20 protein-coding genes are annotated in these 25,359 nt (G+C 34.6%); 6 read left to right on the top strand and 14 right to left on the bottom strand.

Annotated elements, in window-relative coordinates; translation table 11 throughout:
• Nucleotides 1-187: 187 nt before the first annotated feature.
• Genes nth through ABWH96_RS20980 form a run of 3 tightly spaced genes read right to left on the bottom strand, consistent with a single transcriptional unit; the run spans nucleotide 188 to nucleotide 1,655 of the window.
• Nucleotides 188-832 carry an endonuclease III gene (gene nth, locus ABWH96_RS20990; protein ID WP_375579440.1) on the bottom strand — a complete coding sequence of 215 codons (645 nt, stop codon included), beginning with the start codon at nucleotides 830-832 and terminating at the stop codon, nucleotides 188-190.
• 3 nt (nucleotides 833-835) lie between these two features.
• Nucleotides 836-1,075: a hypothetical protein gene (locus tag ABWH96_RS20985; protein ID WP_375579439.1), complete on the bottom strand. Its 240-nt coding sequence runs from the start codon at nucleotides 1,073-1,075 to the stop codon at nucleotides 836-838.
• On the bottom strand, nucleotides 1,053-1,655 hold the full coding sequence (locus tag ABWH96_RS20980) for an RNA polymerase sigma factor (RefSeq protein WP_375579438.1): 603 nt from the start codon (nucleotides 1,653-1,655) through the stop codon (nucleotides 1,053-1,055). The genes ABWH96_RS20985 and ABWH96_RS20980 overlap by 23 nt, the downstream gene beginning before the upstream one ends.
• A 372-nt stretch (nucleotides 1,656-2,027) precedes the next feature.
• On the opposite strand from ABWH96_RS20980, the gene ABWH96_RS20975 reads away from it, so the two are divergent.
• The 4 genes from ABWH96_RS20975 to ABWH96_RS20960 all read left to right on the top strand — a co-directional run bounded on the left by ABWH96_RS20975 (nucleotide 2,028) and on the right by ABWH96_RS20960 (nucleotide 7,430).
• Nucleotides 2,028-2,606, top strand: a complete 579-nt coding sequence (locus ABWH96_RS20975; RefSeq protein ID WP_375579437.1) for an ECF-type sigma factor — start codon at nucleotides 2,028-2,030, stop codon at nucleotides 2,604-2,606.
• Between the two features lie 5 nt (nucleotides 2,607-2,611).
• A complete protein-coding gene (locus ABWH96_RS20970; RefSeq protein WP_375579436.1) occupies nucleotides 2,612-5,119 on the top strand; it encodes a tetratricopeptide repeat protein in 2,508 nt (835 codons plus the stop codon).
• A gap of 182 nt (nucleotides 5,120-5,301) precedes the next feature.
• The gene (gene crtD / locus ABWH96_RS20965) at nucleotides 5,302-6,765 is read left to right on the top strand and encodes a 1-hydroxycarotenoid 3,4-desaturase CrtD (RefSeq protein ID WP_375579435.1); all 1,464 of its coding nucleotides are present in this window, start codon (nucleotides 5,302-5,304) and stop codon (nucleotides 6,763-6,765) included.
• A gap of 11 nt (nucleotides 6,766-6,776) precedes the next feature.
• Entirely contained in the window at nucleotides 6,777-7,430 is a 654-nt protein-coding gene (locus ABWH96_RS20960; RefSeq protein WP_375579434.1) for a carotenoid biosynthesis protein, read from the top strand.
• Nucleotides 7,431-7,473: 43 nt separating this feature from the next.
• Here the strand turns inward: ABWH96_RS20960 and ABWH96_RS20955 are convergent, their stop codons facing one another.
• The gene (locus ABWH96_RS20955) at nucleotides 7,474-7,701 is read right to left on the bottom strand and encodes a hypothetical protein (protein WP_375579433.1); all 228 of its coding nucleotides are present in this window, start codon (nucleotides 7,699-7,701) and stop codon (nucleotides 7,474-7,476) included.
• A gap of 384 nt (nucleotides 7,702-8,085) precedes the next feature.
• Between ABWH96_RS20955 and ABWH96_RS20950 the strand changes: the two genes are divergently transcribed.
• Nucleotides 8,086-9,864, top strand: coding sequence for a chloride channel protein (locus ABWH96_RS20950; protein WP_375579432.1), 1,779 nt, complete (start codon nucleotides 8,086-8,088; stop codon nucleotides 9,862-9,864).
• A gap of 399 nt (nucleotides 9,865-10,263) precedes the next feature.
• On the opposite strand, the gene ABWH96_RS20945 is transcribed toward ABWH96_RS20950, so the two are convergent.
• The 7 genes from ABWH96_RS20945 to ABWH96_RS20915 all read right to left on the bottom strand — a co-directional run bounded on the left by ABWH96_RS20945 (nucleotide 10,264) and on the right by ABWH96_RS20915 (nucleotide 18,152).
• Nucleotides 10,264-10,431 carry a hypothetical protein gene (locus tag ABWH96_RS20945; protein ID WP_375579424.1) on the bottom strand — a complete coding sequence of 56 codons (168 nt, stop codon included), beginning with the start codon at nucleotides 10,429-10,431 and terminating at the stop codon, nucleotides 10,264-10,266.
• A gap of 50 nt (nucleotides 10,432-10,481) precedes the next feature.
• Nucleotides 10,482-11,600, bottom strand: a complete 1,119-nt coding sequence (locus tag ABWH96_RS20940; protein WP_375579431.1) for a transposase — start codon at nucleotides 11,598-11,600, stop codon at nucleotides 10,482-10,484.
• A 442-nt stretch (nucleotides 11,601-12,042) separates the two neighbouring features.
• Nucleotides 12,043-13,110, bottom strand: a complete 1,068-nt coding sequence (locus ABWH96_RS20935) for a S41 family peptidase (protein ID WP_375579430.1) — start codon at nucleotides 13,108-13,110, stop codon at nucleotides 12,043-12,045.
• Complete coding sequence (locus ABWH96_RS20930) at nucleotides 13,107-13,916, bottom strand: hypothetical protein (RefSeq protein ID WP_375579429.1); 810 nt, start codon at nucleotides 13,914-13,916, stop codon at nucleotides 13,107-13,109. Before ABWH96_RS20930 ends, ABWH96_RS20935 begins: the two co-directional genes overlap by 4 nt.
• Nucleotides 13,909-15,117, bottom strand: coding sequence for a diaminopimelate decarboxylase (gene lysA, locus ABWH96_RS20925; RefSeq protein WP_375579428.1), 1,209 nt, complete (start codon nucleotides 15,115-15,117; stop codon nucleotides 13,909-13,911). Before lysA ends, ABWH96_RS20930 begins: the two co-directional genes overlap by 8 nt.
• 41 nt (nucleotides 15,118-15,158) lie before the next feature.
• Nucleotides 15,159-17,189, bottom strand: a complete 2,031-nt coding sequence (locus tag ABWH96_RS20920; RefSeq protein WP_375579427.1) for a cation:proton antiporter — start codon at nucleotides 17,187-17,189, stop codon at nucleotides 15,159-15,161.
• Nucleotides 17,190-17,393: 204 nt separating this feature from the next.
• Entirely contained in the window at nucleotides 17,394-18,152 is a 759-nt protein-coding gene (locus ABWH96_RS20915; RefSeq protein WP_375579426.1) for an SDR family NAD(P)-dependent oxidoreductase, read from the bottom strand.
• Between the two features lie 201 nt (nucleotides 18,153-18,353).
• Between ABWH96_RS20915 and ABWH96_RS20910 the strand changes: the two genes are divergently transcribed.
• Nucleotides 18,354-20,009 (top strand): pseudouridine synthase, encoded by a 1,656-nt coding sequence (locus tag ABWH96_RS20910; protein WP_375579425.1) that lies wholly within the window; start codon nucleotides 18,354-18,356, stop codon nucleotides 20,007-20,009.
• A gap of 195 nt (nucleotides 20,010-20,204) precedes the next feature.
• On the opposite strand, the gene ABWH96_RS20905 is transcribed toward ABWH96_RS20910, so the two are convergent.
• The 3 genes from ABWH96_RS20905 to ABWH96_RS20895 all read right to left on the bottom strand — a co-directional run bounded on the left by ABWH96_RS20905 (nucleotide 20,205) and on the right by ABWH96_RS20895 (nucleotide 25,283).
• On the bottom strand, nucleotides 20,205-20,372 hold the full coding sequence (locus tag ABWH96_RS20905; protein ID WP_375579424.1) for a hypothetical protein: 168 nt from the start codon (nucleotides 20,370-20,372) through the stop codon (nucleotides 20,205-20,207).
• Nucleotides 20,373-20,422: 50 nt separating this feature from the next.
• Nucleotides 20,423-21,541 (bottom strand): transposase, encoded by a 1,119-nt coding sequence (locus tag ABWH96_RS20900; protein ID WP_375579423.1) that lies wholly within the window; start codon nucleotides 21,539-21,541, stop codon nucleotides 20,423-20,425.
• Nucleotides 21,542-21,761: 220 nt separating this feature from the next.
• Nucleotides 21,762-25,283 (bottom strand): PKD domain-containing protein, encoded by a 3,522-nt coding sequence (locus ABWH96_RS20895; protein WP_375579422.1) that lies wholly within the window; start codon nucleotides 25,281-25,283, stop codon nucleotides 21,762-21,764.
• Nucleotides 25,284-25,359: the final 76 nt, after the last annotated feature.

The following is a 25,359-nucleotide window of genomic DNA, read 5'->3' as shown; positions in this document are numbered from 1 at the left end:
GTATGTAATATTAGATTAATATTTCTATATTTTTTGAAAAAAAAGAATTTCATTACCAAAATCATCAAAGTTTATAGTTGAAAAATTATGGAATGACCTGAAAATAGAAATGAAATTATAAAGGACTTTCAGGAGCCTTATGAATAGCTTGAATTAATAAAATGGAGTGTTAATTTTTGAAAATTTATCAATTGAAATTACGTTCAAAATATCGACAAAAATGCGTGATTTTACATTCTTCGCATTTTGGCCTTCTTGCCACGCAAACATATCTACCGTGTAAAATCAACCAATGATGGGCTACATGCACATATTCTGAAGGAATGTGTTTAATTAATGTTTTTTCTACCTCTAGAGGGGTTTTGGCATTTTGATTGACCAAGCCCAGTCTTTTAGAAACTCTAAAAACATGCGTATCCACGGCCATAGTGGGTTGATTGTAAACAACAGAAGCAATAACATTGGCCGTTTTTCTTCCAACCCCTGGCATTTTTTGTAAATCCTCTACAGATTCAGGTACTTCAGAATTGAATTCTTCCACCAACATTTTAGCCATACCCAGTAAATGCTTGGTTTTATTGTTCATGAAGGAGATACTTTTGATATAAGGCAATACCTCATCAAAGTGAGAATTGGCTAAGTGTTCGGGAGTGGGAAAAGCTTCAAATAGTGCTGGGGTGACTATATTTACTCTTTTATCCGTGCACTGAGCAGATAAAATAACAGCCACAAGCAACTGATACGGATTTTCATAATGTAATTCCGTTTCTGCTTGTGGCTGGTTTTTAGAAAAATATTCTAAAAATGCTTCGTAGCGTTCTTTTCTTGTCATTTGCTATTCCTTTACAGGATGCAAATTAACAGCTTTCGAATAATCTAAAATAGTATTGATGGTTTTTTCTGAAGGAGCCATCATTCCCCCATCCATTTTCTTTTTCAGCCAAAGGAGTTCATGGTATTGTTCTAAAAGTTCCATGTCCTCACTTAAGGCCAGTTCGATTTGCCGATTTTCTTCCGGCTCTGTTTCTTCGTAAACATATCGGATTAAATCGTCATGAGTAAAAATTTTGGTCATAGGCTATATTATATTGTTGCATCTTTTTCCTCAAATTAATGAGGGCATAGCGCATTCGGCCTAATGCAGTATTGATGCTCACGCCCGTTTGATCTGAAATTTCCTTAAAGCTCATGTCCATATAATGGCGCATGATTAGCACTTGTTTTTGTGCTTCAGGCAATTCCTGTATCAATTTACGAAGCGATTTATGCACATCTCTCTTCATTTGTGCGTCCTCAAATGTGCCTTCTGCAAATTCGAGGGTTTCGAATACACTATTTCCATCATCCATAACGATGGTAGGGTACCTTTTATTTTTCCTGAACCTATCAATTGCTAAATTATGTGCAATTCTTAAAATCCAAGGCAAAAATTTACCTTCCTCGTTATAACGACCAGATTTTAAAGTTCGTATAGCCTTAATGAAAACTTCTTGCATTAAATCTTCAGCTACATACTGATCCTTAACGATCATGTAGATAGTCGTGAAAATTCTTGACTTGTGGCGGTTTACTAATTCTTCAAACGCTACTTCATTACCATTGATATACTGACCGACTAATTGGCTGTCGTCCAGCATTGTTTTTTGATTATTCATCTTAAAACACCTTGTTTAGTTTGGTAAAAGTTTATTCTATAGCGTTAAATTTTAGAGGTGAAAGATTCTTTTATAGCTTCGAAAGTATTCAAATGATTTTGAATCACAAAAACATTTTTCGATTTATTTTATAGTGACCACAAAAATGTAAAAAAGGTTGGAATGCAAACAATAAAATATTTTTAAAGTCGTTAAATGTCATTTTTTTTGTTTGTAATTCTGTCCATTCCACTCTAATTGCAATAGTTAGTATAATTTTAATAATTTAAAAAAATTTATTTAATCAGTTTAAGTAAATATTTCTACTTATCTTTAATTTGTCTTAAAAAATAATAGATTTGTACATTTTATTGAGTATATTTATCGATTATTATGATAAAGCAAGGAGAAATAACACAATTACTGGTGCAAGTGAATAATGGAGATATGAATGCCTACAATAAAATATTTCCTGTTATTTATAGTGAATTACGCCATATCGCCCATAGGATAAGATTCCAATATTTTGGAATTGAAACATTGAATACAACTGCCATAGTGCATGAAGCCTATTTAAAAATAATTAATTCTGAAGCTAATTGGACTAGCCGTGCTCATTTTTACGGAGTTGCCGGAAAAGCCATGCGCCATATTTTGCTAAATGCTGCAAGAAGAAAAAATGCTATCAAAAGAGGCCGAGATGCTCAGCATCTTTGTTTTGAAGAATGGGAAGAAAAGATTAATTTGTCTGATGACTGTTCTGATGAATTATTGAGATTAGATGAAGTCCTTATAGAATTGGAAAGAAAAGACAGCAAACAAGTAAAAATAGTAGAGTGTAGGTTTTTTGCCAATATGACCATAGAAGAAACGGCAACTGTACTTGATGTGTCCCCCTCTACTGTAAAAAGAAATTGGCAAGTAATCAAAGCTTGGATTTATAGTCAAATCCAAGAAAGAAAAACGGCTTAAATGAAATGGGATATTCTTGGAGTGAATTGGAAGAAGTCTTCCAAAACGCATTAAAATTACCTGCCTCTGAGCGGGAAGCCTATATTAAAAATCGAACAAAAAAGGATGAGAGTTTAAAGCAAACTGTTCTTTTAATGCTTAAGGATGTTGAAGATGCAGATCAATATTTTGACAAACTTCAGGAAGGAATAGCCGATGGCTTAGAAGAGAAAAAGGAAGATATTTATCAGCCAGGAGATCTAATAGATAAATATAAAATTATCGAACCTCTTGGCCGAGGTGGTATGGGGCAAGTTTATTTGGCCGAAAGAAATGATAAGCAATTTGAGCATAAAGTAGCAATTAAATGCTTCTCCCCCGATGAGATAAAAGAAAATTTCTTTGAAAACTTCAGAAATGAGCAGCAGTTTTTAGCTAACCTTAACCATTCAAGCATAGCGCACATTTTAGATGGTGGTGTTACAGATAGGGGAATCCATTACATTATTATGGAATATGTAGATGGACTACCAATAGATGAATATTTGAAAAAACATCAACTAAGTTTTCAAGATAAACTCCAACTCTTTCTAAAAATATGTGATGCCATTAATTATGCTCATAATAGATTAATTCTACATTTAGATATTAAGCCCTCCAATATTCTCATTAATAAAGAAGGCCAAGTCAAGTTATTAGATTTCGGAATAGCACAAAAAATGGGAGAACCCTTAAAGCAAAAACATTTTTTGGCCTCACCTTATTATGCAACTCCTGAACAGTTAAAACAATCGCCAATTAGCGTTGCAACTGACATTTATCAAATGGGTATTTTGTTGCACTTAGTATTATCCAATGAATTACCCTTTGATAAAGAAGAGTTTCCTACTGCTTCTAATAGAAAATTAATATTCGCAGTAAATCAAATTAATAAAGAACTTCTGTCAATCATTCAAAAATGCTTAAATGAATCACCAGAAGATAGATATGTATCTGTTTCTGCATTAATCCAGGATATTGAGAATTTTTTAGCTACAAGACCCGTAAAAGTCCATAGTCAAAATTGGCCTTATCTTGCTAGTAAGTTTATTAAGAGAAATAAGATTAGAATATTGCTTTCAGTTTTGCTGATTACTTCAATGGTTTTAGGTATTATATTTTCAACGTATCAGGCAAATAGAGCGCAAGAAAATGAATTGAAAGCCATAAAAACAAACGAATTTCTTTTAGATATTTTTAATAGTGCAGATCCTAACATGACAGATGGGAATCTGACAGTAAAGGAAATATTGGATAATAGTGTTAATAATATTGAGTTAAAATTTGAGGATAGGGAATTTAAACTCAGTCTTTACGATCGATTAATTAATATCTACACTAATGTTTATTTATGGAATGATTCTAGGGAATTAGCAGAGGATGTATTGAATAGGTATCAAGACATTGACAACTACAGCAAGTTAAAAATAATGAGTACGCTCGGAGGAAATTATAGAGAACTTTCAGAGTTTAAAAAAGCCGACTCTATTTTTGCAGTTTTATTGGAAGATATAGATAAACCAGACAAAAATTTGCCGCTATATTTCAAAATTGAAAATATTTTGGCATTTGCAAAATCTCAACAAATTCAAGGAAATTATGATACTTCACTTCAGATAATCCATAAAGCCCAAACTTTTGTTAATAGTGAAGTCTTAGATAAAGATAAAGCAGATATTTACAACCATTATGCCTCTGTTTATAAAGATTTATCTAAATATGATTCTGCATCCTATTATCAAGAAAAAGCTATAAATATTCTTAAATCAAAGAAAAGTCCTGAAAATCAAAAAGACCTTGCTATATATTATAATAATCAAGGTAATTTATTAAAGGACATGTCTTTATATGACTCTGCAATAGCATCATTTGAAAAATCTATCAGTTTAAAAAGAAAAATTGATTCAAAAGCAAATCTCGATATAGCAATTACATTCAGTAATCTGGGGGGTGTTTATTATAAAAAGAAAAATTATGATAGTGCCTCCATTATATTGAATAGAGCAATTGATATATTCAGTACTCAACTTGAATCAGATAATAATTTTATTGTCTCAACTCGATATAGCTTAGCCAATATTTATTATAACCAATTAAAATTTGAAAAGGCATTGTCTGAATACAAAGAAATTCTGAAAGCTGATACTGCCAATTTTGGAGTTATGCATCCATATGTGGCAGACGATTATATTTCAATTTCTAATTGCTATTTAGAGCTAGATGAAACAGATAAAGCATATGAATTTCTAAAAAAAGCTGAGCATATAATTGAAGAAAAATTTGATGAAAGCCATCAAAAAACTTCTTATCTCTATAATAAATACGGTATGTTATTCGAAAAGCAAGAGAATTACACTATGGCACAACTATATTTTCAGGAGTCTTATACTTTGGCCAATAAATATCTTGGAGAAGACCACCGTTATACAAAAATATATAAAGAGGATGTAGAGCGAATATCCAATATTATGAAAGGAGATATTGATAAAATGTAAAGTTCCTAAACTTCATATCTAAAAAATCAGGTTAATTTTAAACTTTTATCTTAATTTCATATTATTTTAATTATTGTAAGGGCTCTAAGTTTTAATTACACAAATTTTATTAATTCTAATTATCAGATAACTATCGCTATTTCCAGTGTAAAAGTCCCTATTTATTTGAATATTAATACTATATGAAGGCAATTATTATTGGTGCAGGAATAGGAGGTATAGCCACTTCTATTCGGATGGCAAAGAAAGGGTATGAAGTGGAAGTTTATGAGCAAAATAGCTATCTGGGGGGTAAGCTATCTGTTTTTGAACAAGATGGTTTTCGTTTTGATGCAGCTTCACTATTTACACTGCCTGAATTAGTGGATGATTTAATTTCACTTCAAAAAGAAGATAGTAGTATTAAATTTCCTTATAAAAAATTAGATGAATCCTGTCGATACTTTTGGGAAGATGGTAAAAAACTAACGGCTTATACTAATCCTACAAAATTTGGTGAGGAGGTTGAGAATGTTTTAGGAGTTCCAGCAGAGGTAGTCGTAAATTATATCAAAAAGGCTGAGTTCAAGTACGAAAAGTCTGCTAAAATATTTTTGGAGAAATCGCTGCATAAAACTTCCACATTTCTATCTAAAGAAATTATACCTGCTATTCTCAATATTTATAAATTCGGTTTGTTTGAAAGCATGAATCAGGTGAATCAAACACAGTTGAAGGATTCTAAATTGGTTCAATTATTCAATCGCTTTGCTACCTATAATGGATCTGACCCGTATCAGGCACCAGGAATCCTCACCTCTATTGCTAATTTGGAATTAAATCGAGGTACATTTTATCCTGAGGGTGGGATGTATCAAATCACAGATAAACTTTCAAAAGTTGCAGAAAGCCTTGGAGTAAAATTTCACCTCAATGCTGGAGTAGAAAAAATTGCAGTGGAAAATAAAAAAGCAATTGGGATATACCAAAATGGTAAAATGATTCTTGCTGATTTAGTAGTGAGCAATATGGATATCTATCCAACTTACAAGAAGTTATTAGCTGATCAGAAACAACCTGAAGCTACTTTAAACCAGGAAAGAAGCAGTTCGGCATTAATTTTTTATTGGGGGATCGATAGAGAGTTCAGTGAATTGGGACTTCATAATATTTTCTTTAGTGAAGATTACCATAAGGAGTTTTATCATATTTTCAAATCTAAAACTATTGCTTCTGACCCTACCATTTATGTAAACATCACTTCAAAGCATACGCCTTCTGATGCACCTGAAGGAATGGAGAATTGGTTTGTAATGGTAAATGTACCAGCTAATAGTGGCCAAGATTGGGATAAGTTGATCCCAGAAATTAAGTCTTTTGTATTAACTAAACTCAATAGAATGTTGGGTGTTGATATCTCTAGTCATATAAAAACAGAAAATATTTTAGAGCCTCGTACTATAGAGAGCAAAACATCATCCTATCAAGGAGCGCTCTACGGAAGTAGTTCAAACAATCGATACTCAGCTTTTTTAAGGCATCCTAATTTCCATCAAAAAATCAAGGGTTTGTATTTTTCAGGAGGAAGTGTTCATCCGGGAGGAGGAATTCCATTATGTTTGTTATCAGCAAAAATAATCGATGATTTAAGTCCAGAAGTTAAATGAATACATCCAAATTGAGCTCTATAATAGTAAAGTTAAGATCACGACCAATTATAGGGATAGGTGTAATTCTGGCCTTTTATTTTTTTGGAGTATTAGGTATCCTATCTAATAGTAAAGAGTGGTTCATTGAAAAAACTGCTTTTAATTTATCACTTTCATTCATCATTCTAATTCTATATCAAAGAAAATATAGCTGGTCGTTGCTTTGGGCATTCCTTTTTTGTTATCTAGTTGGATTTATCGCAGAATACTTAGGTGTAAATTTTGGTTTAATCTTCGGAGAATATCTTTATCCAGATACTTTAGGCCCACAAATGGGTGGGGTTCCTATAATCATCGGGATCAATTGGTTTTTGATTACTTTTTGTGTGGCGTCATTAATATTTCCATTAAAAGTAAATATTATATTAAAAATTATGCTGGCAACAGTCATTACTGTCCTAATAGATGTATTAATTGAGCCTGTGGCAATGGAATTGAACTTTTGGAACTGGGAGAATAACCAAATTCCTCTTCAAAATTATATTGGATGGGCAGTGATTTCTTTATTTATATTTAGTTTTTACGCTTTAGTAAAACTTCCACTCAAAAATAAAGTGTCATTAATATTACTCCTTTGTCAGGTTGTATTTTTTGTAGCTCTGAATCTATTTTTAATTTGGTGAGCTATAAAAAAAGCCGACTATTTGTCGACTTTCTATTATTCACTTAAGCTGAATTTTTAATGTATTGATTTTCTTGAATTAACTCAAAGTACTCATTGAAGAGTGATTTTGAAATTAATTTACTTTCTGTTCCAGAACCCCATTTGGCATTTAATTCAAATAGTCCGTTAAAGGCTCTTCCTTCGTAATTCTCACCTACTTTAAAACCTTTCAAACCAGTTTTCTGGTCAGGCAATTTATTACAAACGAAATTTATTCTATACCTATCCATGTCTAAAAGTTTTTGTAAAACTATGTACTAAAGACCAAGATACGTGCCAAAAGGTTGTATTATCTAATTTATTTATCGACTAATGGCTTATATTTTAGGATGAGTACAAAAACTAAATTCATAATGAGGTTATGATTTCGCCTTTCTGTTGACCATTTGGATCATTAATACTTTCCTTAAATTAGAACTAGAAAATAAAGGTGATATGTAGTAAAATAGATTTATTTCAAGCTTGTATAGCTTTATATTTATTTACCTTTGCATGCATGAAATGAGCAAAATATTGAAATGCGAATATATTTCAATCGCTTTTCAATATTTATTGCGAATTCCATCCCGATAAATACGGGACAAGTTGTGACCGTTGATAATAAACTTATACACATGAAATTTAAAGGGCTGTTACTTAAGTTTCTTATTTGGCGTGTTAAACATGTCAGCACTACTAATTTCGTAATTATTACGAGTGGGGTTATAGGTATTATAGCGGGATTGGCTGCTGTAACCCTTAAGGAGAGTGTACATGTCCTTCAGAATTTTCTAACACGTGATTTCCAGCAAGAATTTGGTAATTATCTGTACCTGAGTTATCCATTAATAGGAATAGTTTTAACCCTTCTTTTATCAAAATACATATTAAAGGAAAAGCTAGGGCATGGTATTACAGATATTTTATATTCTATTTCAAAAAAGTCAAGTATAGTAAAGCGGACAAAGACTTTTTCTAGAATGCTTACCAGTACCTTAACTGTTGGTTTTGGTGGGTCAGTTGGACTGGAGGCTCCCATTGTGGTTACGGGTTCAGCTATAGGTTCAAATATTGGTCGGTTAGTTCATTTAAATTATAAACAAAGAACATTACTAATTGGCTGTGGTTCTGCTGGTGCTATTTCCGCAATATTTAATTCTCCTATAGCTGGAGTAATATTTAGTATAGAAGTGATTTTGGCGGAAGTCACCATAAGCTCTTTCATTCCACTCTTGATAGCCTCAGTTTGTGGAGCTCTTGTTTCCTTAACTTTATTAGGAGATGATGTTTTATTCTCTTTTAATTTAACAGATGAATTTATAGCGGCTGATACTCCCTTTTATATTTTTTTAGGAATTTTCACTGGCTTAGTGGCCTTATATTTTACTAAAGTAGTAGGAAAGGTAGAAGGCTTGATTAAAAATGTAAAAGGTGACTTGAATCGGGCTATTTTAGGTGGGGTGTCATTGGGATTTTTAATATTTTTATTACCACCTCTATATGGTGAGGGTTATGATACCATCACCAAATTGCTGGAAGGAAATGCACAGAATATCTTAAATAACAGTTTGTTTTTTGATGAAATCGAGTCATTCTACATAATAGTTCTCTTCGCTGCTGGTATTATATTAGTAAAGCCTATTGCCACAGCTTTGACTATCGGCTCAGGAGGCAGTGGAGGAATTTTCGCCCCTTCTCTATTTTTAGGGGGTGTAACAGGATTTTTATTTGCATACCTAATCAACAAGATTGGAATTACGGATCCTATTAGCCTCAGTAATTTTACATTAGTTGGCATGAGCGGAGTAATGAGTGCAGTATTACATGCTCCTTTAACCGCTATTTTCTTAATAGCAGAAATCACAAGTGGCTATACGCTGTTTGTTCCGCTTATGATAGTTTCAGCAATATCCTACAGCACTATTTCTTACTTTGAAAAATATTCCATGTATACTAAGCCTTTGGTGGAAAAAGGTGATTTAATTTACCATGATAAGGACAGGCAGGTCTTGAGTTTGATTGATTTAAAGAAAGTAATAGAAACGGACTTACTCGTTATTGATCCTGACGCTACATTGGGAGAATTGGTTGACTTGGTTAGGTTCTCCAAACGTAATATTTTTCCTGTGGTGAATAAAGAACGCGAATTGATGGGTATCGTGACTTTAGATGATATTCGGGAAATTATGTTTGATGAGGAATCCCGAAAAAATATTATTGTAAATACACTAATGCATAGCCCTCCTACCTTCGTTACAGGCAAAGAAAACATGCGGTCTGTTATGATGAAATTTGAAAAGACAGGTGCTTGGAACCTTCCAGTATTAGAGGATGGTAAATATGAAGGATTTGTTTCCAAGTCTAGAATTTTCAATGCCTACCGTAAAAAGCTGATCAGACAGCAAATAGAATAATTGAGATTTATAAAATATTACATCTATTACTTTGGTAGTTGTTTTGAGTCTGTTTTAGCTCTAAGTAGTTGGCTTACTGGGGCTTGTCCACATTTTTAATCTAAGCAAAATCTATTTAAGTGCCTGAAAAACAGTTGTTTATGATCTCACTGTGGATAAGTGTTGATAACTTGTTCTTTTTGTGGATAAAAAGGCTCCTCTTGAAAAATGCTTGAAACAGCGAACGTTTAGGGGGTATGATAATTTAATTTCTTTACCTCAAGTATTTTTCCATCTTAAATATGATTTCAGACTCTTCGATTAGTACAATTTCCACTTTTAAACAGTTTGATTTTTTTCGTTTTTTAGCGATTGGACGTACCTGTCCTGTAAAATAATGTGATGTTCATTTTTTTCTCGTCAGGCTGCCATTCGGACTGGGGGAGAAATTTTGTTCAAGGCCAGTTTCTTGGCGTTCGATGCCATGACACCAAAGAACACCCATACCCTTTCGTTTTGAGCGCCCCTTGCTTTTATTTTCCTTAACCCATAGTGGTTTTTATGGTTCCCAAAACTACCTTCCAACACCGTTGACCTGTCCTTGTTAAGTTCTGCCTGTAAGGCTTTTTCGGGCTTGCTTAATTTGACGGGCCTTTTTTGGCAAAGTTGGTGAAGATATGTTTAGAGGTAATGTAGCGCCTGTTTTCATTTGTAGGGTATATCTTGTCGGCAGACAGTTGGTGCAGTTGCCCAAAAAGCATCCTATGCTTTAAACAGCTTATCTTAAGTCTTTTACATTCGTTATAGGCATTAAAGTCCATCAGGTCAAAATACTGAATACCTCCTGTTTGTAGCATGTGGACTTTCATCCCAAATTCCACGGGCTTGTTCTCCTTTCCCCTTACTATTGGGCGAACATAGGGCTTATAGAGTGAAACAATGCGGTCTTTTACCTTTTCGCCAGGATTATTGAACAGGTATTCTTGTTGTTGCAGTACTTTTTTAATGGTGCGGATGTAGCCGTACTGGTGGGAAGTAAGTATTACTTCCGGATGAAGGTTGAGAAAATCCTGCAATTGCCCCAGCCCTTTGCCCAACAGGTAGATCAAGCTCTTCTTACGGGCCTTCCCTTTTTTTATGCTCTTCTTGCGCAGCCTATCATAGGTGAGCTGTTTGCGCTTTTGATCAATAAACTTGTTCCTCGGTCTTCTTTCACCGGTAACCTTGCAAAGTTTGAAAAGCAGTTTTTCATATACCCATTGATTGGACTCCCATAATAACTTTACATCTGTGGGAAAACGGATGCAGCTCTCATAGCAGGTGGCATCCATGGACAGCACATGGGTGTTCTCTATGTCATCCTTCCAATGATTGAGCAAAACTGTTTGCAACTGGTTTAAATCCGCATGCTTGGCAATATAACTCCTGACCCTTGAAGGCAAATTCGAATCCTTGATCAACTCCCCATCGGAGAGTGGCCTGTTGCAAAATATTTGCAAAGACCAATCGGTATTAAAACGCTCTATCAACTGGTGGTCGCTCAGGTTCAGGTAATGCTTTAAAAACATCAGGGCAAACATGCCCTCATTGCTCAACCATCTGGGAGCACCTTTACTGTTTTCATCCTGTGGGGGGAGACATTCTCCCAGTTCTTTTAAAGGAAGCCTTTCATGTACTTTTCCGATTTCGAGTGTCTTGAAAATATACCATTTTGGAGAAACTATTGATTTGAGTGGGAATAAATTCAGCTGTGCCATATATTGCAGTTGTTATTTGTTTTTTTCTCAACTACAATATAACACAAAACCCCGAAAATTGCCATATATGGCGAAATTCGGGGTTTTAAATTAACTTTCCCAAGTATTAATTCATTGAAAAACAATTATTTATATCTATCCAAGGGGAGCCTAAAAAAACCTTTGATTACTTGAATCTTTTTTTTGTTAAAAATAGAGGGTAATTTATAAACCAAATGTAAGGTTTTAAAGGCTTAATAAAATGTTATATAAAACATAGAATTACTTAAACAAAACCTATCTAAGTAAAAATACTTAGGTTAATATTATCCCATTTTTATCTGTATGAATTAAATGTTTACTTTAAGTTAATTTTAGAGATAAAATATTGACTCATAATTTAATTTGAGATAACCTTAAAAACTGGAGTTAGTGTTTCTTTTAAAATATTAGAAAAGTACAATTATTGGTTATTTATAAAGTTAATAGCTTCTTCGATCAGCTTGTCCCTTCCTAAGGCTAAACCAGTAGAATCTAATTCTACTTTTATGTCGGGTTTAACTCCAAATTCTATATTGTTTCCATTTGCATCTATCGTTCTGGTGGATGAAAATCTATAGCGCCAGCCATTAGGCAATTCATCATTGATGGGAAGTCCACCACCGCCACCAGTTTGATCTCCCATTAGCGTCACATTTGGTAAGAGGCTCATCATGCTTGCAAAGAAGTTTGCTGAGCTATAACTGCTCCTATTGATCAAAACTACTATTGGTTTATTGAATTTATATTCTGCATTACCTTCAAATTCTATGAATTTTTCTTCTGGCTGTGAAAACTCATTATGTCCGGGGCCGGTTTTATAATACCAGTCTGCGACTTTTATTTTCTCATTTGCAAAACGATTGGCAATGGTGAATGCATTACTTAGACTCCCACCTCCATTATTTCTCACGTCTATTATTAATCCCGCAACTGGGCCATCCAAACTATTAATTTCAAAACTGGTGTCCTTCTCAACGATTAAAAATTTCTGCACTATGTAATTCATGAGTGACGTACTTACATTATCTGAGAAACTTTCATAATACATATAGCCAACAGAATCGATTATAGTATTATGAATAGGACCAGAAATCTGATAATCTTGACTTGGAACAAGATAATTTCTTTCAATTATATCAAAGTTGAAATTGGTGGGGTATTCTAAAAACCAATCCCAGTTTCTGGATAAATCAATTCCTGCAGATATGTTAACGTGTCCATCTTCTAGGATAAATAGCATATCAGCCAGTACATTGAATAACTCTATACTGTTTCTAGCATTAATTGCTTTTGGTCTGAAAACGTCTCTAGCGGAATCCCAATCAATGTTTTTATCGATGAAAAACGAATATTTCTGATCAACTGTTTCCCATAAATGATCAAAAATGACAGCATTTTCTGGTTCAGGATCTTCATTCATAAAAAGCCTTTCGCATGATGAAAAACTTATTGAAAATATAAGCAGTATGATATATTTTTTTTGACTCATATCTTAAAGAAAGTACTGATCATGAGAGAATGCTCACCTGTTTGTATTGGATTTTGAGCTTTATAGTTTTCATATCCCCAGAAATAATCAAGCCTTAACCCATTTCCGTTCTTAAGCTGAAAATACAAATAATATTGAACAGACCATTTAAAATAACTTCCGAAACTTATGATTTCGCCTTGCTTTATGTAGTCTAGAAATTCAACTTCTTCTTTATTTACAGAAGCAGGGAATCGGGTTGATGCAAATAAAGGACGAGTTGCATAGGTTAATAAAGGAATACTTGTAAATGCACCCAATTCAAAATTTCTATTCCATAATTGAAAAGGACGTGCGATCATTAATGCCGGGGCAATTGAGAATCTGGTTTCAATATGCTGGCTATTATTAGTGAAACTCAAATGTTGTCTTAAAGCCCATTTAGCAGAAGCATCAAATCCAGGTCTAAATTTCCATTTCTTTTCCTCTTGACTCTCTAATTTCCAAAATTTTTGATAATGCCCTTCCAAACGAAAAGTATACATTTCTGCATTACTAATACTGCTTGAAGGGTTATTAAAGTCAAATTTTGCAGAAGAGGTGTTTATGCTTTTTTCCTTTTCTTGAAAATGACCTAGAATTACATTGCCACCTATTCCTTTGTAAAGTAAAGGAGATATGCCTTCATCAATAACATTCACATAACTACCACCAATACCAGTTATAAAATGAGTTTGTTTTTGGAAATCAATAGCTTTATTTTCTTGCCCCAATACTTGGAAGTAAGAAATAAATATAAAAAAGCCAAAAGTTAAAAGCTTATTCAAAATCCACAATTACTTGGTTTCTTAATAAATCATCTAAAGACTCTCGCTTTCTGATAAGTTGATCTTTGCCTTCATGCACCATTACTTCAGCGGGCCTATATCGAGAGTTATAATTGGAAGCCATAGAAAATCCATAAGCCCCAGCATTTTTTATGGCTATAATGTCACCGCGCCTTACCTCTGATAGTCTTCTATCGGTTCCGAAAGTATCAGTCTCGCATATATAACCAACCACTGTGTAAACTCTCTGCGTATCAGATGGATTAGAGATGTTTTCAATATGATGATAAGCATCATACATCATCGGACGCAATAAATGGTTCATTCCAGTATCCAAACCTACAAAAACTGTGGCAGGCGTAGTTTTAATGACGTTTACTTTTGAAAGGAAATATCCTGCCTCAGAAACCAGAAACTTGCCTGGCTCAAACCAAAGCTCTAAATCCTTTCCTCTACTTTTACAAAATGATTTAAATCTTTTGCTTACTTCTTTGCCTAGCTCTTCTATGTCTGTGGTTACATCACCATTTTTGTAGGCTACCTTAAAACCACTACCGAAATCGATAAATTCAAGATTTGGGAAGTCTTCGGCAGCTTCAAAAATGATCTCAGTTCCTCTTAAAAATACTTCAGAATCTAAAATATCAGATCCTGTATGGATGTGTAATCCAACTACATTTAGGTTATAATTATCAATAACCCTTAACAAATGTCGCATTTGTAGAATTGAAATTCCAAATTTCGAATCGATATGGCCAGTAGAGATTTTAGAGTTTCCCCCAGCCATGATATGTGGATTTAAGCGAACACAAACTGGAACAGTATCATGATAGCGATGTCCAAATTGCTCTAAAATGGAAATGTTATCAATGTTAATCATCAATCCTAAATCCACAGCCTCTATAATTTCATCTATGGAAACACAATTAGGTGTGTACAATATATCTTTAGGCTCGAAACCAGCTTTTAGTCCCAAATAAGCCTCTTGAATAGAAACAACATCTAATCCAGTACCATGTTTCTTCATCCATTTCAACACAGAAATATTACTTAAGGCCTTGGTAGCATATTTAAGCTTTAAATTAATACCTGAAAAGGCATCATTAAGTCTCTTAATTTGAGATGCAATTTTGTCTGCATCATAAACATATAAAGGGGTGCCGTATTTTTTGGCAAGTGATGTTAAAACTGTATTCTCCACTGAATGAAATTTAGTATATAATTGATTCTAAAGTAACTCTTTCAAATGCTGATTTTATCGTAAAATTGTTCCAAATCTTCGGGTTTACCAAATACAAAAATGGTATCTCCTTTTTTTGGAGTGGTTTCCGGTCCAATTTGGGTAGTTAAATCACCCTCTCTTTTCAAACCTATCACTGTAACACCGAATTTATGGCGAATGTTAGTTTCTGCTATTGGTTTATCGGTGATTTCATTATGGTCTTTTTCAATTTCATAGCAAGCGGTCGTTAAATTTGGAAATTCCTCCGTCAGTTTTTGCATTGGACTCCTTTTGAGAACACCTCTGAGCATTTCATAATTATCTGCTCGTACATTACGGACAAACTCTTTGATTTTTTTCTGGGGGATAAAATATTGATTCAACACCCTGGTGAAAATTTCAACCGAAGTTTCAAATTCCTCTGGTATAACTTCATCTGCTCCTAAGCGAAGATTCTCTTCGGTTTCAGCTATGAATCTAGTTCTTACTATTATATGAATAGTATTGCTAATCGTCCTGATTTGAGTGACAATTCTCTTAGTTGCCAGGGGATCTGAAATAGCAATAACCACTACTTTTGCTTTATAAACGCCAAGACCTTTTAAAACTTCGGGCTGAATAGCATCTCCGTAGTGAATCGGTTCTCCCAAAGCTTTGTATTTTTTGATCGTATCAGGATTCATTTCACAAATGACATAAGGAATGCCTGCACTTTTAGCTGCTTTCGCCACATTTTGACCATTCAGTCCAAATCCTATAATCACAATATGTTTATCTAGCTCTTCCTCTGGTATTTCAGCACCTTCTTCAGGGGCTTCGGGAAAAGAGAAGAACATTCTTTGTGTCTTATTACCAATTGCAGAAGCCAATCTACTAGCGGCTAACTTATCTGCCAATTTTGGCGAAATACTCATCATAAAGGGAGTAATTCCCATGGTGAAAAGTGAAACTGATAAGAAATATTGATAGGTCAAATCTGAAATTACAGCATATGTAATTCCAACAGTAGATAATATAAAGGCAAATTCTCCTACTTGAAAGATTGAAAAGCCAATTCTGTAGGAAGTTCTCCCTGGATACCCTAAAAAAGCTCCAGCGAGTGTAGCAATTAATGACTTTCCAATTACAGTAGCTACCATCAATCCAATTATGATGAGGAAATGATCTGCTACAAAAAAGATATCCAAAAGCATCCCTATTGACACAAAAAAGAAGGAGGTGAATAGCTCATGAAAAGGTAAGATATTGCTTGCTGCCTGGTGACTATATTCTGATTCAGATACAATAAGTCCAGCTAAGAAGGCACCGAGTGCAAGAGATAGTCCTAAAGCAGAACTCAGCCATGCTATGGAAAAACAGATTAATACGATTACGAGTATGAACAGCTCCTTACTTCTGGTTTTAGCAATTTGATAAAACAGCCATGGCACGATATATCTTGCACTTACTAAAACGAATGCAATTAGTAATGCTGCCTTTAGCACCATCATGAGGATTTCCATCCAGATGTTTTGAGATTCCCCAGCCAAAAGGGGAGTAAATAACATCATTGGGACTACTATGATATCCTGGAAAATCAATATAGCCAAAATGGTCTTCCCATGTGGAGTAGTAGTTTCTCCTTTATCTTGAATGATTTTGAGTACAATAGCCGTACTACTCAGTGAGAAAAGAAAGCCTAGAAAAATAGCGGCACTCAAATCAAACCCAGTGTTCAGGGCAATTAACATCACTAGTAAAATGGTGCCTATCACTTGAACTGTTCCCCCTATGAAAACTGCTCGCTTGATGGAGATCAAACTTTTGATAGAAAACTCAATCCCGATAATAAACAATAATAGGATTACACCAATTTCAGCAAATACCTTTACGCCTTCTGTAGCATCAATTAATTGAAAACCATAAGGTCCCGCAATTATCCCCGTAATCAAGAAACCGATAATTGGCGGCACCTTTAATTTTCGGAAAAGAAGGATTACAAAAATAGAAAGTCCTAGAATGACCACTATATCGCTTAAAATAGGAATATCTACGCTGGCAGCTAAAATCATGGGGTATTAATTTAACCTTAAAATTAAGCATATATATTAAACTTTATGCTCTTCTTTTCAAAGCTTTCTTAATATTAATATTTAGCATTATATACTTATTAATTTAAAAAGAGTTTTAAAAATCCATTTACGTTAATAGTAAGGGTATTAATGATCATTAGATGATTCATTTGCGTACATAATTGTATAGAATTACGATAATAATTATGCCGTCATTCCTCCATCGATAGGGTTAACAGTTCCTGTTATAAAATTGCTTTCATCACTTCCTAAAAAGAGCATCAACTTCGCAACATCTTCGTTGGTTGCATAGCGTTGCAGCGGAATGCTTTGCTCAAAGCCTTTTTTAGCTTCTGCGCCAGCTCCAGGAGCAAATCCTTCTTCTAAAGATCGCATCATTCGATTATCTACAGGAGATGGATTAACAGTATTCACTCTGATTTTATGAGGAGCTCCTTCTAATGCTGCAGTTTTCATCATACCGATTACAGCATGTTTACTGGTTACATAAGGCAAAACATTTGGCGTGCCCATTAAACCAGCTACGGAGGAGGTAATAATAATACTTCCACCTTCTTTATTTTCTTTCATTACTGGAAATACATTCCTCAATCCATAGTAAACACCCTTAATATTTACATTTATAACCTGATCAAATACATCTAAAGGATATTCATCTAATGGTGCCACTTTACCTTCCACACCAGCATTGTTATAGAAGATATCTATGCCTCCTAATTTTTCTTTTGCATAAGCCACATATTTGGCTACCTCTTTTTCTTGACTTACATCAGCTTTAAAGGTAAATAGCTTGTCAGAACCTAATTCCTCCTTAGCATTTTTTAAATCCTCTTCTTTTAAATCTGTGATTAAGACTGAGGCTCCTTTAGCCAATAACTCTTTGGCGAGTGCCCGTCCTATCGCTCCACTTCCTCCGGTAATTACTACTCTTTTATTTTTCATGATTATATCTTTTGGTTCTAATAATCAGAACGTTAGAGATTTTTTAATGTTGATGATATTAGTCAATCAAATACATGATAATTAGTAGGATTTTTGAATCATCATTGAAATAGATTTAAAAGTTGGGCTAAGTTTTTATTTACTTAATTTTGCAATACTAAATTCAATTTGGCCAAAAGCATCACAATCATCTCTCTTAATATGCAGGATCCATATTTCATAGCTTACGAATCAGACATCTCAGATTATTCCCTACCAGAAAAATTTACTTTCCCTTTTTCTTATGAGCCTCATCCGCTTACTGAATTGGCAGCGCAAGAATTACAAGAAATATTACGAACTACAAATATTAAAAATGAGATAAGTGGAAAGATGTATGGTGTACTTGTTGTACAAAATCAGGCAGGTGAACTTGGTTATATAGCCTCTTTTTCTGGACAAGATTATGAGGGTGAACCACCTGTCAAATTTGTTCCGCCCATTTACAATCGGTTGGAATTAGAAGGGTTCTACAAAAAAGGGGAAGAAGATTTGGTGAAAATCAACCGCAAAATCAAGACGCTTGAGGAAGACCAGAATTTTAAGAAATTAATGGCTGAGCTTAAGGAGCAAAGCAAGCAATCAAATTTGGAATTAAAATCCGAGCAAGAAAAAAAGCAAAAAGCAAAGGCTTTAAGAAAAGAAAAACGAGAGGAAGGAATGGTTAATCTTAGCCCTGAAGCTTTTGATAAATTGGAAGATAAACTAAGAAAAGAGAGCATTAATGAAGATTACAACTACAAGAAGTTAAATAAAGCTTGGAAAAAGAAAATTGCTTACATCCAATCGAAAGTTGCGGTTTATGAATCTCAAATCCAACATTTAAAGAAGGAAAGAAAACAAAAATCCACACAACTTCAGAAACAAATTTTTGACCAATACCAATTTTTAAATGTAAAGGGTAATACAAAAGGATTGGAAGAGGTTTTTGAGCCTATTGGTTACCCTCCATCTGGCGCAGGAGATTGTGCATTGCCCAAATTATTGCAATACGCCTTTGCCCATCAATATAAGCCAATTGCCATGGGAGAATTTTGGTGGGGAAAAGCACCAAAATCTGAATTGAGGAAAGAAGGAAGATTTTATCCAGCTTGTAGCGGAAAATGTAAGCCTATTTTAGGACATATGTTGAAAGGTTTAAAGCTTGAAGTTGACCCATTATTGCAATACACAGCTGAAGACAAAGTAATTGAAACACTTTATGAAGATCAACAGATTGCAGTGATAGTAAAACCAGCTGGATTGTTGAGTATTCCTTCAAAAGAAATAAAGGATTCTGTTTTGACCCGAATGCAAAAAAAATATCCCAAAGCTACTGGCCCTTTATTAGCCCATCGATTGGATAAACTGACTTCTGGTATAATGCTGATTAGCAAGGATCTAGAAAGTCATAAATTTCTCCAGCAGCAGTTTATGAATAAGACTATTCGAAAAAGATACTCCGCTGTTTTAGAGGGGAGATTAAAGGAAAAAGATGGCGAAGTAAATTTGCCTCTAGCTGTTGATGAGGATAATCGACCTATGCAAAAAGTTGATTTTGAAGCTGGGAGAAAGGCTTTAACCAAATGGAAATTGATAAATCAAAATGAAAAAAAGACTATGGTGACTTTCATTCCAGTAACAGGAAGGACCCATCAATTGCGAGTTCATGCTGCCCATCCTAAAGGATTGGACGCACCTATTGTTGGCGATACTCTCTATGGAAATAAGGCTGAAAGGTTGATGTTGCATGCGGAATATATTCAGTTCAAGCATCCTAAAAACAACAAACTTATGGGTTTTGAAAATGCATCACCTTTTGGATTGGGCTCCTCTTGAAAAATGCTTGAAATAGCGAACGTTTAGGGGGTATGATAATTTAATTTCTTTACCTCAAGTATTTTTCCATCTTAAATATGATTTCAGACTCTTCGATTAGTACAATTTCCACTTTTAAACAGTTTGATTTTTTTCGTTTTTTAGCGATTGGACGTACCTGTCCTGTAAAATAATGTGATGTTCATTTTTTTCTCGTCAGGCTGCCATTCGGACTGGGGGAGAAATTTTGTTCAAGGCCAGTTTCTTGGCGTTCGATGCCATGACACCAAAGAACACCCATACCCTTTCGTTTTGAGCGCCCCTTGCTTTTATTTTCCTTAACCCATAGTGGTTTTTATGGTTCCCAAAACTACCTTCCAACACCGTTGACCTGTCCTTGTTAAGTTCTGCCTGTAAGGCTTTTTCGGGCTTGCTTAATTTGACGGGGCTTTTTTGGCAAAGTTGGTGAAGATATGTTTAGAGGTAATGTAGCGCCTGTTTTCATTTGTAGGGTATATCTTGTCGGCAGACAGTTGGTGCAGTTGCCCAAAAAGCATCCTATGCTTTAAACAGCTTATCTTAAGTCTTTTACATTCGTTATAGGCATTAAAGTCCATCAGGTCAAAATACTGAATACCTCCTGTTTGTAGCATGTGGACTTTCATCCCAAATTCCACGGGCTTGTTCTCCTTTCCCCTTACTATTGGGCGAACATAGGGCTTATAGAGTGAAACAATGCGGTCTTTTACCTTTTCGCCAGGATTATTGAACAGGTATTCTTGTTGTTGCAGTACTTTTTTAATGGTGCGGATGTAGCCGTACTGGTGGGAAGTAAGTATTACTTCCGGATGAAGGTTGAGAAAATCCTGCAATTGCCCCAGCCCTTTGCCCAACAGGTAGATCAAGCTCTTCTTACGGGCCTTCCCTTTTTTTATGCTCTTCTTGCGCAGCCTATCATAGGTGAGCTGTTTGCGCTTTTGATCAATAAACTTGTTCCTCGGTCTTCTTTCACCGGTAACCTTGCAAAGTTTGAAAAGCAGTTTTTCATATACCCATTGATTGGACTCCCATAATAACTTTACATCTGTGGGAAAACGGATGCAGCTCTCATAGCAGGTGGCATCCATGGACAGCACATGGGTGTTCTCTATGTCATCCTTCCAATGATTGAGCAAAACTGTTTGCAACTGGTTTAAATCCGCATGCTTTGCAATATGGGTCCTTACCCTTGAAGGCAGGTTAGAATCTTTAATGAGTTCACCATCAGCCAGTGGCCTGTTGCAAAATATTTGCAAAGACCAATCGGTATTAAAACGCTCTATCAACTGGTGGTCGCTCAGGTTCAGGTAATGCTTTAAAAACATCAGGGCAAACATGCCCTCATTGCTCAACCATCTGGGAGCACCTTTACTGTTTTCATCCTGTGGGGGGAGACATTCTCCCAGTTCTTTTAAAGGAAGCCTTTCATGTACTTTTCCGATTTCGAGTGTCTTGAAAATATACCATTTTGGAGAAACTATTGATTTGAGTGGGAATAAATTCAGCTGTGCCATATATTGCAGTTGTTATTTGTTTTTTTCTCAACTACAATATAACACAAAACCCCGAAAATTGCCATATATGGCGAAATTCGGGGTTTTAAATTAACTTTCCCAAGTATTAATTCATTGAAAAACAATTATTTATATCTATCCAAGGGGAGCCTGGATTGAAATAAAAAACCCGCAAGCTTTATGAATACTTATAGGTTTTGAGATCCTAATCTTATCAACTCTATTCTATTAGAACTTTCATTTGAGTGCTTTGCTTGCCAGTGGATATTCTTATCAAGTAAAGCCCTTCCTTAGCCTCATTAAAGTTGATTATTTGTTCTTCTTTTTGATCAACCTTATTAAATTTTTCAGTTAAAATTTGTTGCCCCTTCAAGCTGTAAACCTCCACATTATATTCCCCCAAATATTCATTTGTAAAAGAAATATTCAGTTCTCTCTCATTATTTAAAGGATTTGGAAATACTGAGAAGCTTTTAGCAAGTGGAGAATCATTTGAAGTGACAATGGAATTTTCAGAAATCCCTTGACAGCCATCAATTGTGACTGCAACTTTATAATTTCCGCTACTTTCTGTTAAAAGGGTTTTTTCTCTAGCGCCTTCAATAATTGCATCTCTATAAAACCATTGATAAGAATCTCCCTCACTTGCTGTCAACAAAACTAATCCGTCTTCATCTGGTTCTGATACAGTAAAAGTAGGAATATGGTCAGACCCTATAATTACAAAATCATTTTTTTCTTCAGTTACTAATACATCATTTACGTCTTCAGCTGTTAAAGAGACGGAATACCCTCCCGAATTATTATAAATAACTTCATGTGGGCCAACTCCCGTGGCAGTTTCAGGTTCAGCCCCTTCACCAAAATCCCATTCCAAAGATTTAATTGAACCAGAAGATTCATTGGAAAAAACAACAGTCGTTCCTTCACATCCTAACTGAGTATTAGCACTAAAATTAGGAATAGCTGGTTCAGGCTCAGGTCCAATTATTTCAATATTGTCAATCGCCATCCCAGCATCAATTTCTGCTGCATCAGTTAAAAACTTAATTCTAAAACTTACTGTGCCTTCTCCCCCTAAAAATGAAATATCTGTAAATTTTCTTACAAAAACATTAGCTGTATTTCCACTAAAAATAGGAACCTGATTTCCAAAAACGGACTGTGGGTCACTAATTTGATTATACCAATCATCTGCTTGCTCATCATTTAGCTTTAGCCAGGTTTCCCCTTGATCTAATGTATATTCTACAATAAACCCATCCCAATTATCCTCAAAACTATAATTTGTTTCAAAAGCAAATTCATAATTACCTATACTTTCAAATTCAAATTGAGGCGTATAAATATACGCTTCAGAATTATTTTGATATTGATTTTCATTAAGTCCTGTTACAATAGCATTTTCTCCACTTGCCGTTCCAGCCTTTCCTTCAACAGTGCTTTGCCCTATTTGAAAGCCTGTCCCTGATACGTTTTCGATTACAAAATCTAAGACTTCCCCTTCCAAATCACCACCATCAGCTATACTGTAAGGAATTTCACCAGTAGGAATCACTGTTATAAAATTCTCTTTGGTTACAGTAGAATTTCCATCAGGACTTGTAATAGTTAAGCTTACATCATAACTTCCTCTTTCATTATATATATGGGTTGGATTTTCAAGTGTAGAGGTATTTCCATCTCCAAAATCCCATTCAAAGGAGCTTGCTCCTGAAGATATATAATCAAAGTCAACCTCATTTCCTACGAAAGCAATTCCTGTTCCTTTTAATTTAAATTCTGCAGTAGGACTACTCTTGTTGATTTGAAAGTCATCAACTAATACCCCATCGGCTTCATAACCAATATCTGAAAAACCAGCAGCTGCATAAAAAACGATTCTGAAGTTTACTTGATCAAAACCAGTTAAAAAACTCACATTATACTTAACTTCTTTTGGTATAAAAGTAGTATCTCCGTCTTCTACTTCTATAGTTTGTTCAATCCAACCGACATTTTCTAACTCAGGAAACACTAAGGGTGAAGATTCTGATATATTATACCAATTAGTACCTGCATCATCATTTGTACCACCTAATAATTCCCATGTTTCTCCATTATCCAAGCTATATTGTACATTCAGCCCAAATGGCCCAAAATCAAATATACCTGTTGATTCAGAATAAGAATTTTCCATAATAAAATTAAATGATAGCTCATGGTTTTTACTTTCGTCTGAAAAATCAAAAGTTGGCGAAATTAAAGCACTACTAATTCTTTTTTCCTCATTCCCTATATTTTCAGTCAATTTTGTTTTCCATACATTTTCACCCGAGATAGCTTCATTTAATCTGTTTCCAGGGATTCCTAATTCCCATAAATTAATGCCTCCTTCTAATGCTACGCTTTGAAAATTATCCTGGTTTGATTCGAAATCACCTCCATCAGCTAAAGTGTAAGGCACTTCTATGAATGAAAAATTCACAATATTTATTTCATAAAATTCTTCAGGGGCATTTGTAGGCGAAAGAAATTCGCGACCAGAAATATCTTTTACGCCAGCAAAATAATATCTAATAATAGAATTATTGCCTGGGTTTGGAATAGCTGCTTCATAAGTGATACCATCGCCAGAATCTACTAAATCAAGGGAATCGGAAGTTTCGAAATTATCTATAGAATAAACCACAACAGGGCTTTCCGAATCAAAAGTGGTGTCACTTAGAATTTTTAATTCAACATTGAAAGGATCGGTAGTATTGTCGGTAATTTGGAAATTATTTTCGTGTTCCAGGAAAGTATAAATCCATCCCATGTCAGCAAAAATGTCCATTGTTACGCCAGGGTCATGGATTGCTTCCCCAGACCCAAATTGTGGAGACATTAAGGAATTAGGATCACCTGCAGGATACTCTAATTCATCTAAATGCGAAAAGCTGGAGCCTTGATTCCAACTGCTAGGAGCATAAAGTTTTGGTGTTTCACCTAATTCTAAAACAGAGAAAGGGCCATTAAAGAATAAATTATTTCCAGTAAAAGCATCTCCAGTTTCAGTAGAGTTGTCTGTTAATGAAGTAATAGGAGTATTATTTCCTAATTCGGCAAATTGTGTAAATATAGTTGGGAATCCGTTGGAAATCGACCATGACCCCGTTTCATTGTTATCATCAAAAGAAACCCCTCCTGTAAAGCCTAAGCCGTGCCCTAACTCATGCAAAACGATAGAAACAAAATCGTATTGGCCAACTGGAGGATTTCCATCTAAACCGAAATAAAAATCAAAATCACTATTGAAACGTGAAATTATATCCGCTTCCTCAGTCCCATTAAGATTTTCTCTAGCTAATTTCTCCGCCAAAGGAATGGGATAAAAAGTATTTTTCAATGGAGCCCCTTCAAAATCTCTTATACTACCATTGGGGCTAGCTGACCCAAGCACTCCTTCTTCCAACGTTTCAAAATTAGCTTCAACTATTATTTGAATTGGGGATTTAAGGAGACTCGCCCAAATATCTACAGCATATTGAAAAGCTACTTGGGCTTCTTCCGTAAAACCATTGTAGTTTACCACTATATTGGCATGATTTGCGGATCTTTTAAATTGTTGATCTAAAAAATCCTGAGAGGGAGGAACAAAAGTATCATAAGAATTGTGGTCAACAGGACAAATTACAGGATCTACTTTTTTAAAAACTTGAGCATTTCCTGCAAATGATAAGGAAATTAATAGTACCAATGTAATGAGTAATGGATTTTTCATACTTCGTGAATAATGTTATGAACATTAAATTTAATTATTCTATTTTGGTTTTTAATAATTATTAATCTATTGTTAT

Origin of the sequence: Marivirga tractuosa, from assembly GCF_042140215.1 — a bacterium.
Lineage (GTDB): Bacteria > Bacteroidota > Bacteroidia > Cytophagales > Cyclobacteriaceae > Marivirga > Marivirga tractuosa_A.
Note: the sequence above shows the minus strand (reverse complement) of the source record. Positions and strands in the feature narration are given on the sequence as shown.

What these genes read in the sequence shown, in the direction of transcription:
- ABWH96_RS20955 (WP_375579433.1), bottom strand. Translation starts at nt 7,701, where the DNA reads ATGGATAGGTATAGAATAAATTTCGTTTGTAATAAATTGCCTGACCAG.
- ABWH96_RS20915 (WP_375579426.1), bottom strand. Translation starts at nt 18,152, where the DNA reads ATGAAAAATAAAAGAGTAGTAATTACCGGAGGAAGTGGAGCGATAGGA.
- nth (WP_375579440.1), bottom strand. Translation starts at nt 832, where the DNA reads ATGACAAGAAAAGAACGCTACGAAGCATTTTTAGAATATTTTTCTAAA.
- ABWH96_RS20920 (WP_375579427.1), bottom strand. Translation starts at nt 17,189, where the DNA reads ATGATTTTAGCTGCCAGCGTAGATATTCCTATTTTAAGCGATATAGTG.
- ABWH96_RS20970 (WP_375579436.1), top strand. Translation starts at nt 2,612, where the DNA reads ATGGGATATTCTTGGAGTGAATTGGAAGAAGTCTTCCAAAACGCATTA.
- ABWH96_RS20895 (WP_375579422.1), bottom strand. Translation starts at nt 25,283, where the DNA reads ATGAAAAATCCATTACTCATTACATTGGTACTATTAATTTCCTTATCA.
- crtD (WP_375579435.1), top strand. Translation starts at nt 5,302, where the DNA reads ATGAAGGCAATTATTATTGGTGCAGGAATAGGAGGTATAGCCACTTCT.
- ABWH96_RS20940 (WP_375579431.1), bottom strand. Translation starts at nt 11,600, where the DNA reads ATGGCACAGCTGAATTTATTCCCACTCAAATCAATAGTTTCTCCAAAA.
- ABWH96_RS20910 (WP_375579425.1), top strand. Translation starts at nt 18,354, where the DNA reads ATGCAGGATCCATATTTCATAGCTTACGAATCAGACATCTCAGATTAT.
- ABWH96_RS20950 (WP_375579432.1), top strand. Translation starts at nt 8,086, where the DNA reads ATGAAATTTAAAGGGCTGTTACTTAAGTTTCTTATTTGGCGTGTTAAA.
- ABWH96_RS20985 (WP_375579439.1), bottom strand. Translation starts at nt 1,075, where the DNA reads ATGACCAAAATTTTTACTCATGACGATTTAATCCGATATGTTTACGAA.
- ABWH96_RS20900 (WP_375579423.1), bottom strand. Translation starts at nt 21,541, where the DNA reads ATGGCACAGCTGAATTTATTCCCACTCAAATCAATAGTTTCTCCAAAA.
- ABWH96_RS20935 (WP_375579430.1), bottom strand. Translation starts at nt 13,110, where the DNA reads ATGAGTCAAAAAAAATATATCATACTGCTTATATTTTCAATAAGTTTT.
- ABWH96_RS20975 (WP_375579437.1), top strand. Translation starts at nt 2,028, where the DNA reads ATGATAAAGCAAGGAGAAATAACACAATTACTGGTGCAAGTGAATAAT.
- ABWH96_RS20980 (WP_375579438.1), bottom strand. Translation starts at nt 1,655, where the DNA reads ATGAATAATCAAAAAACAATGCTGGACGACAGCCAATTAGTCGGTCAG.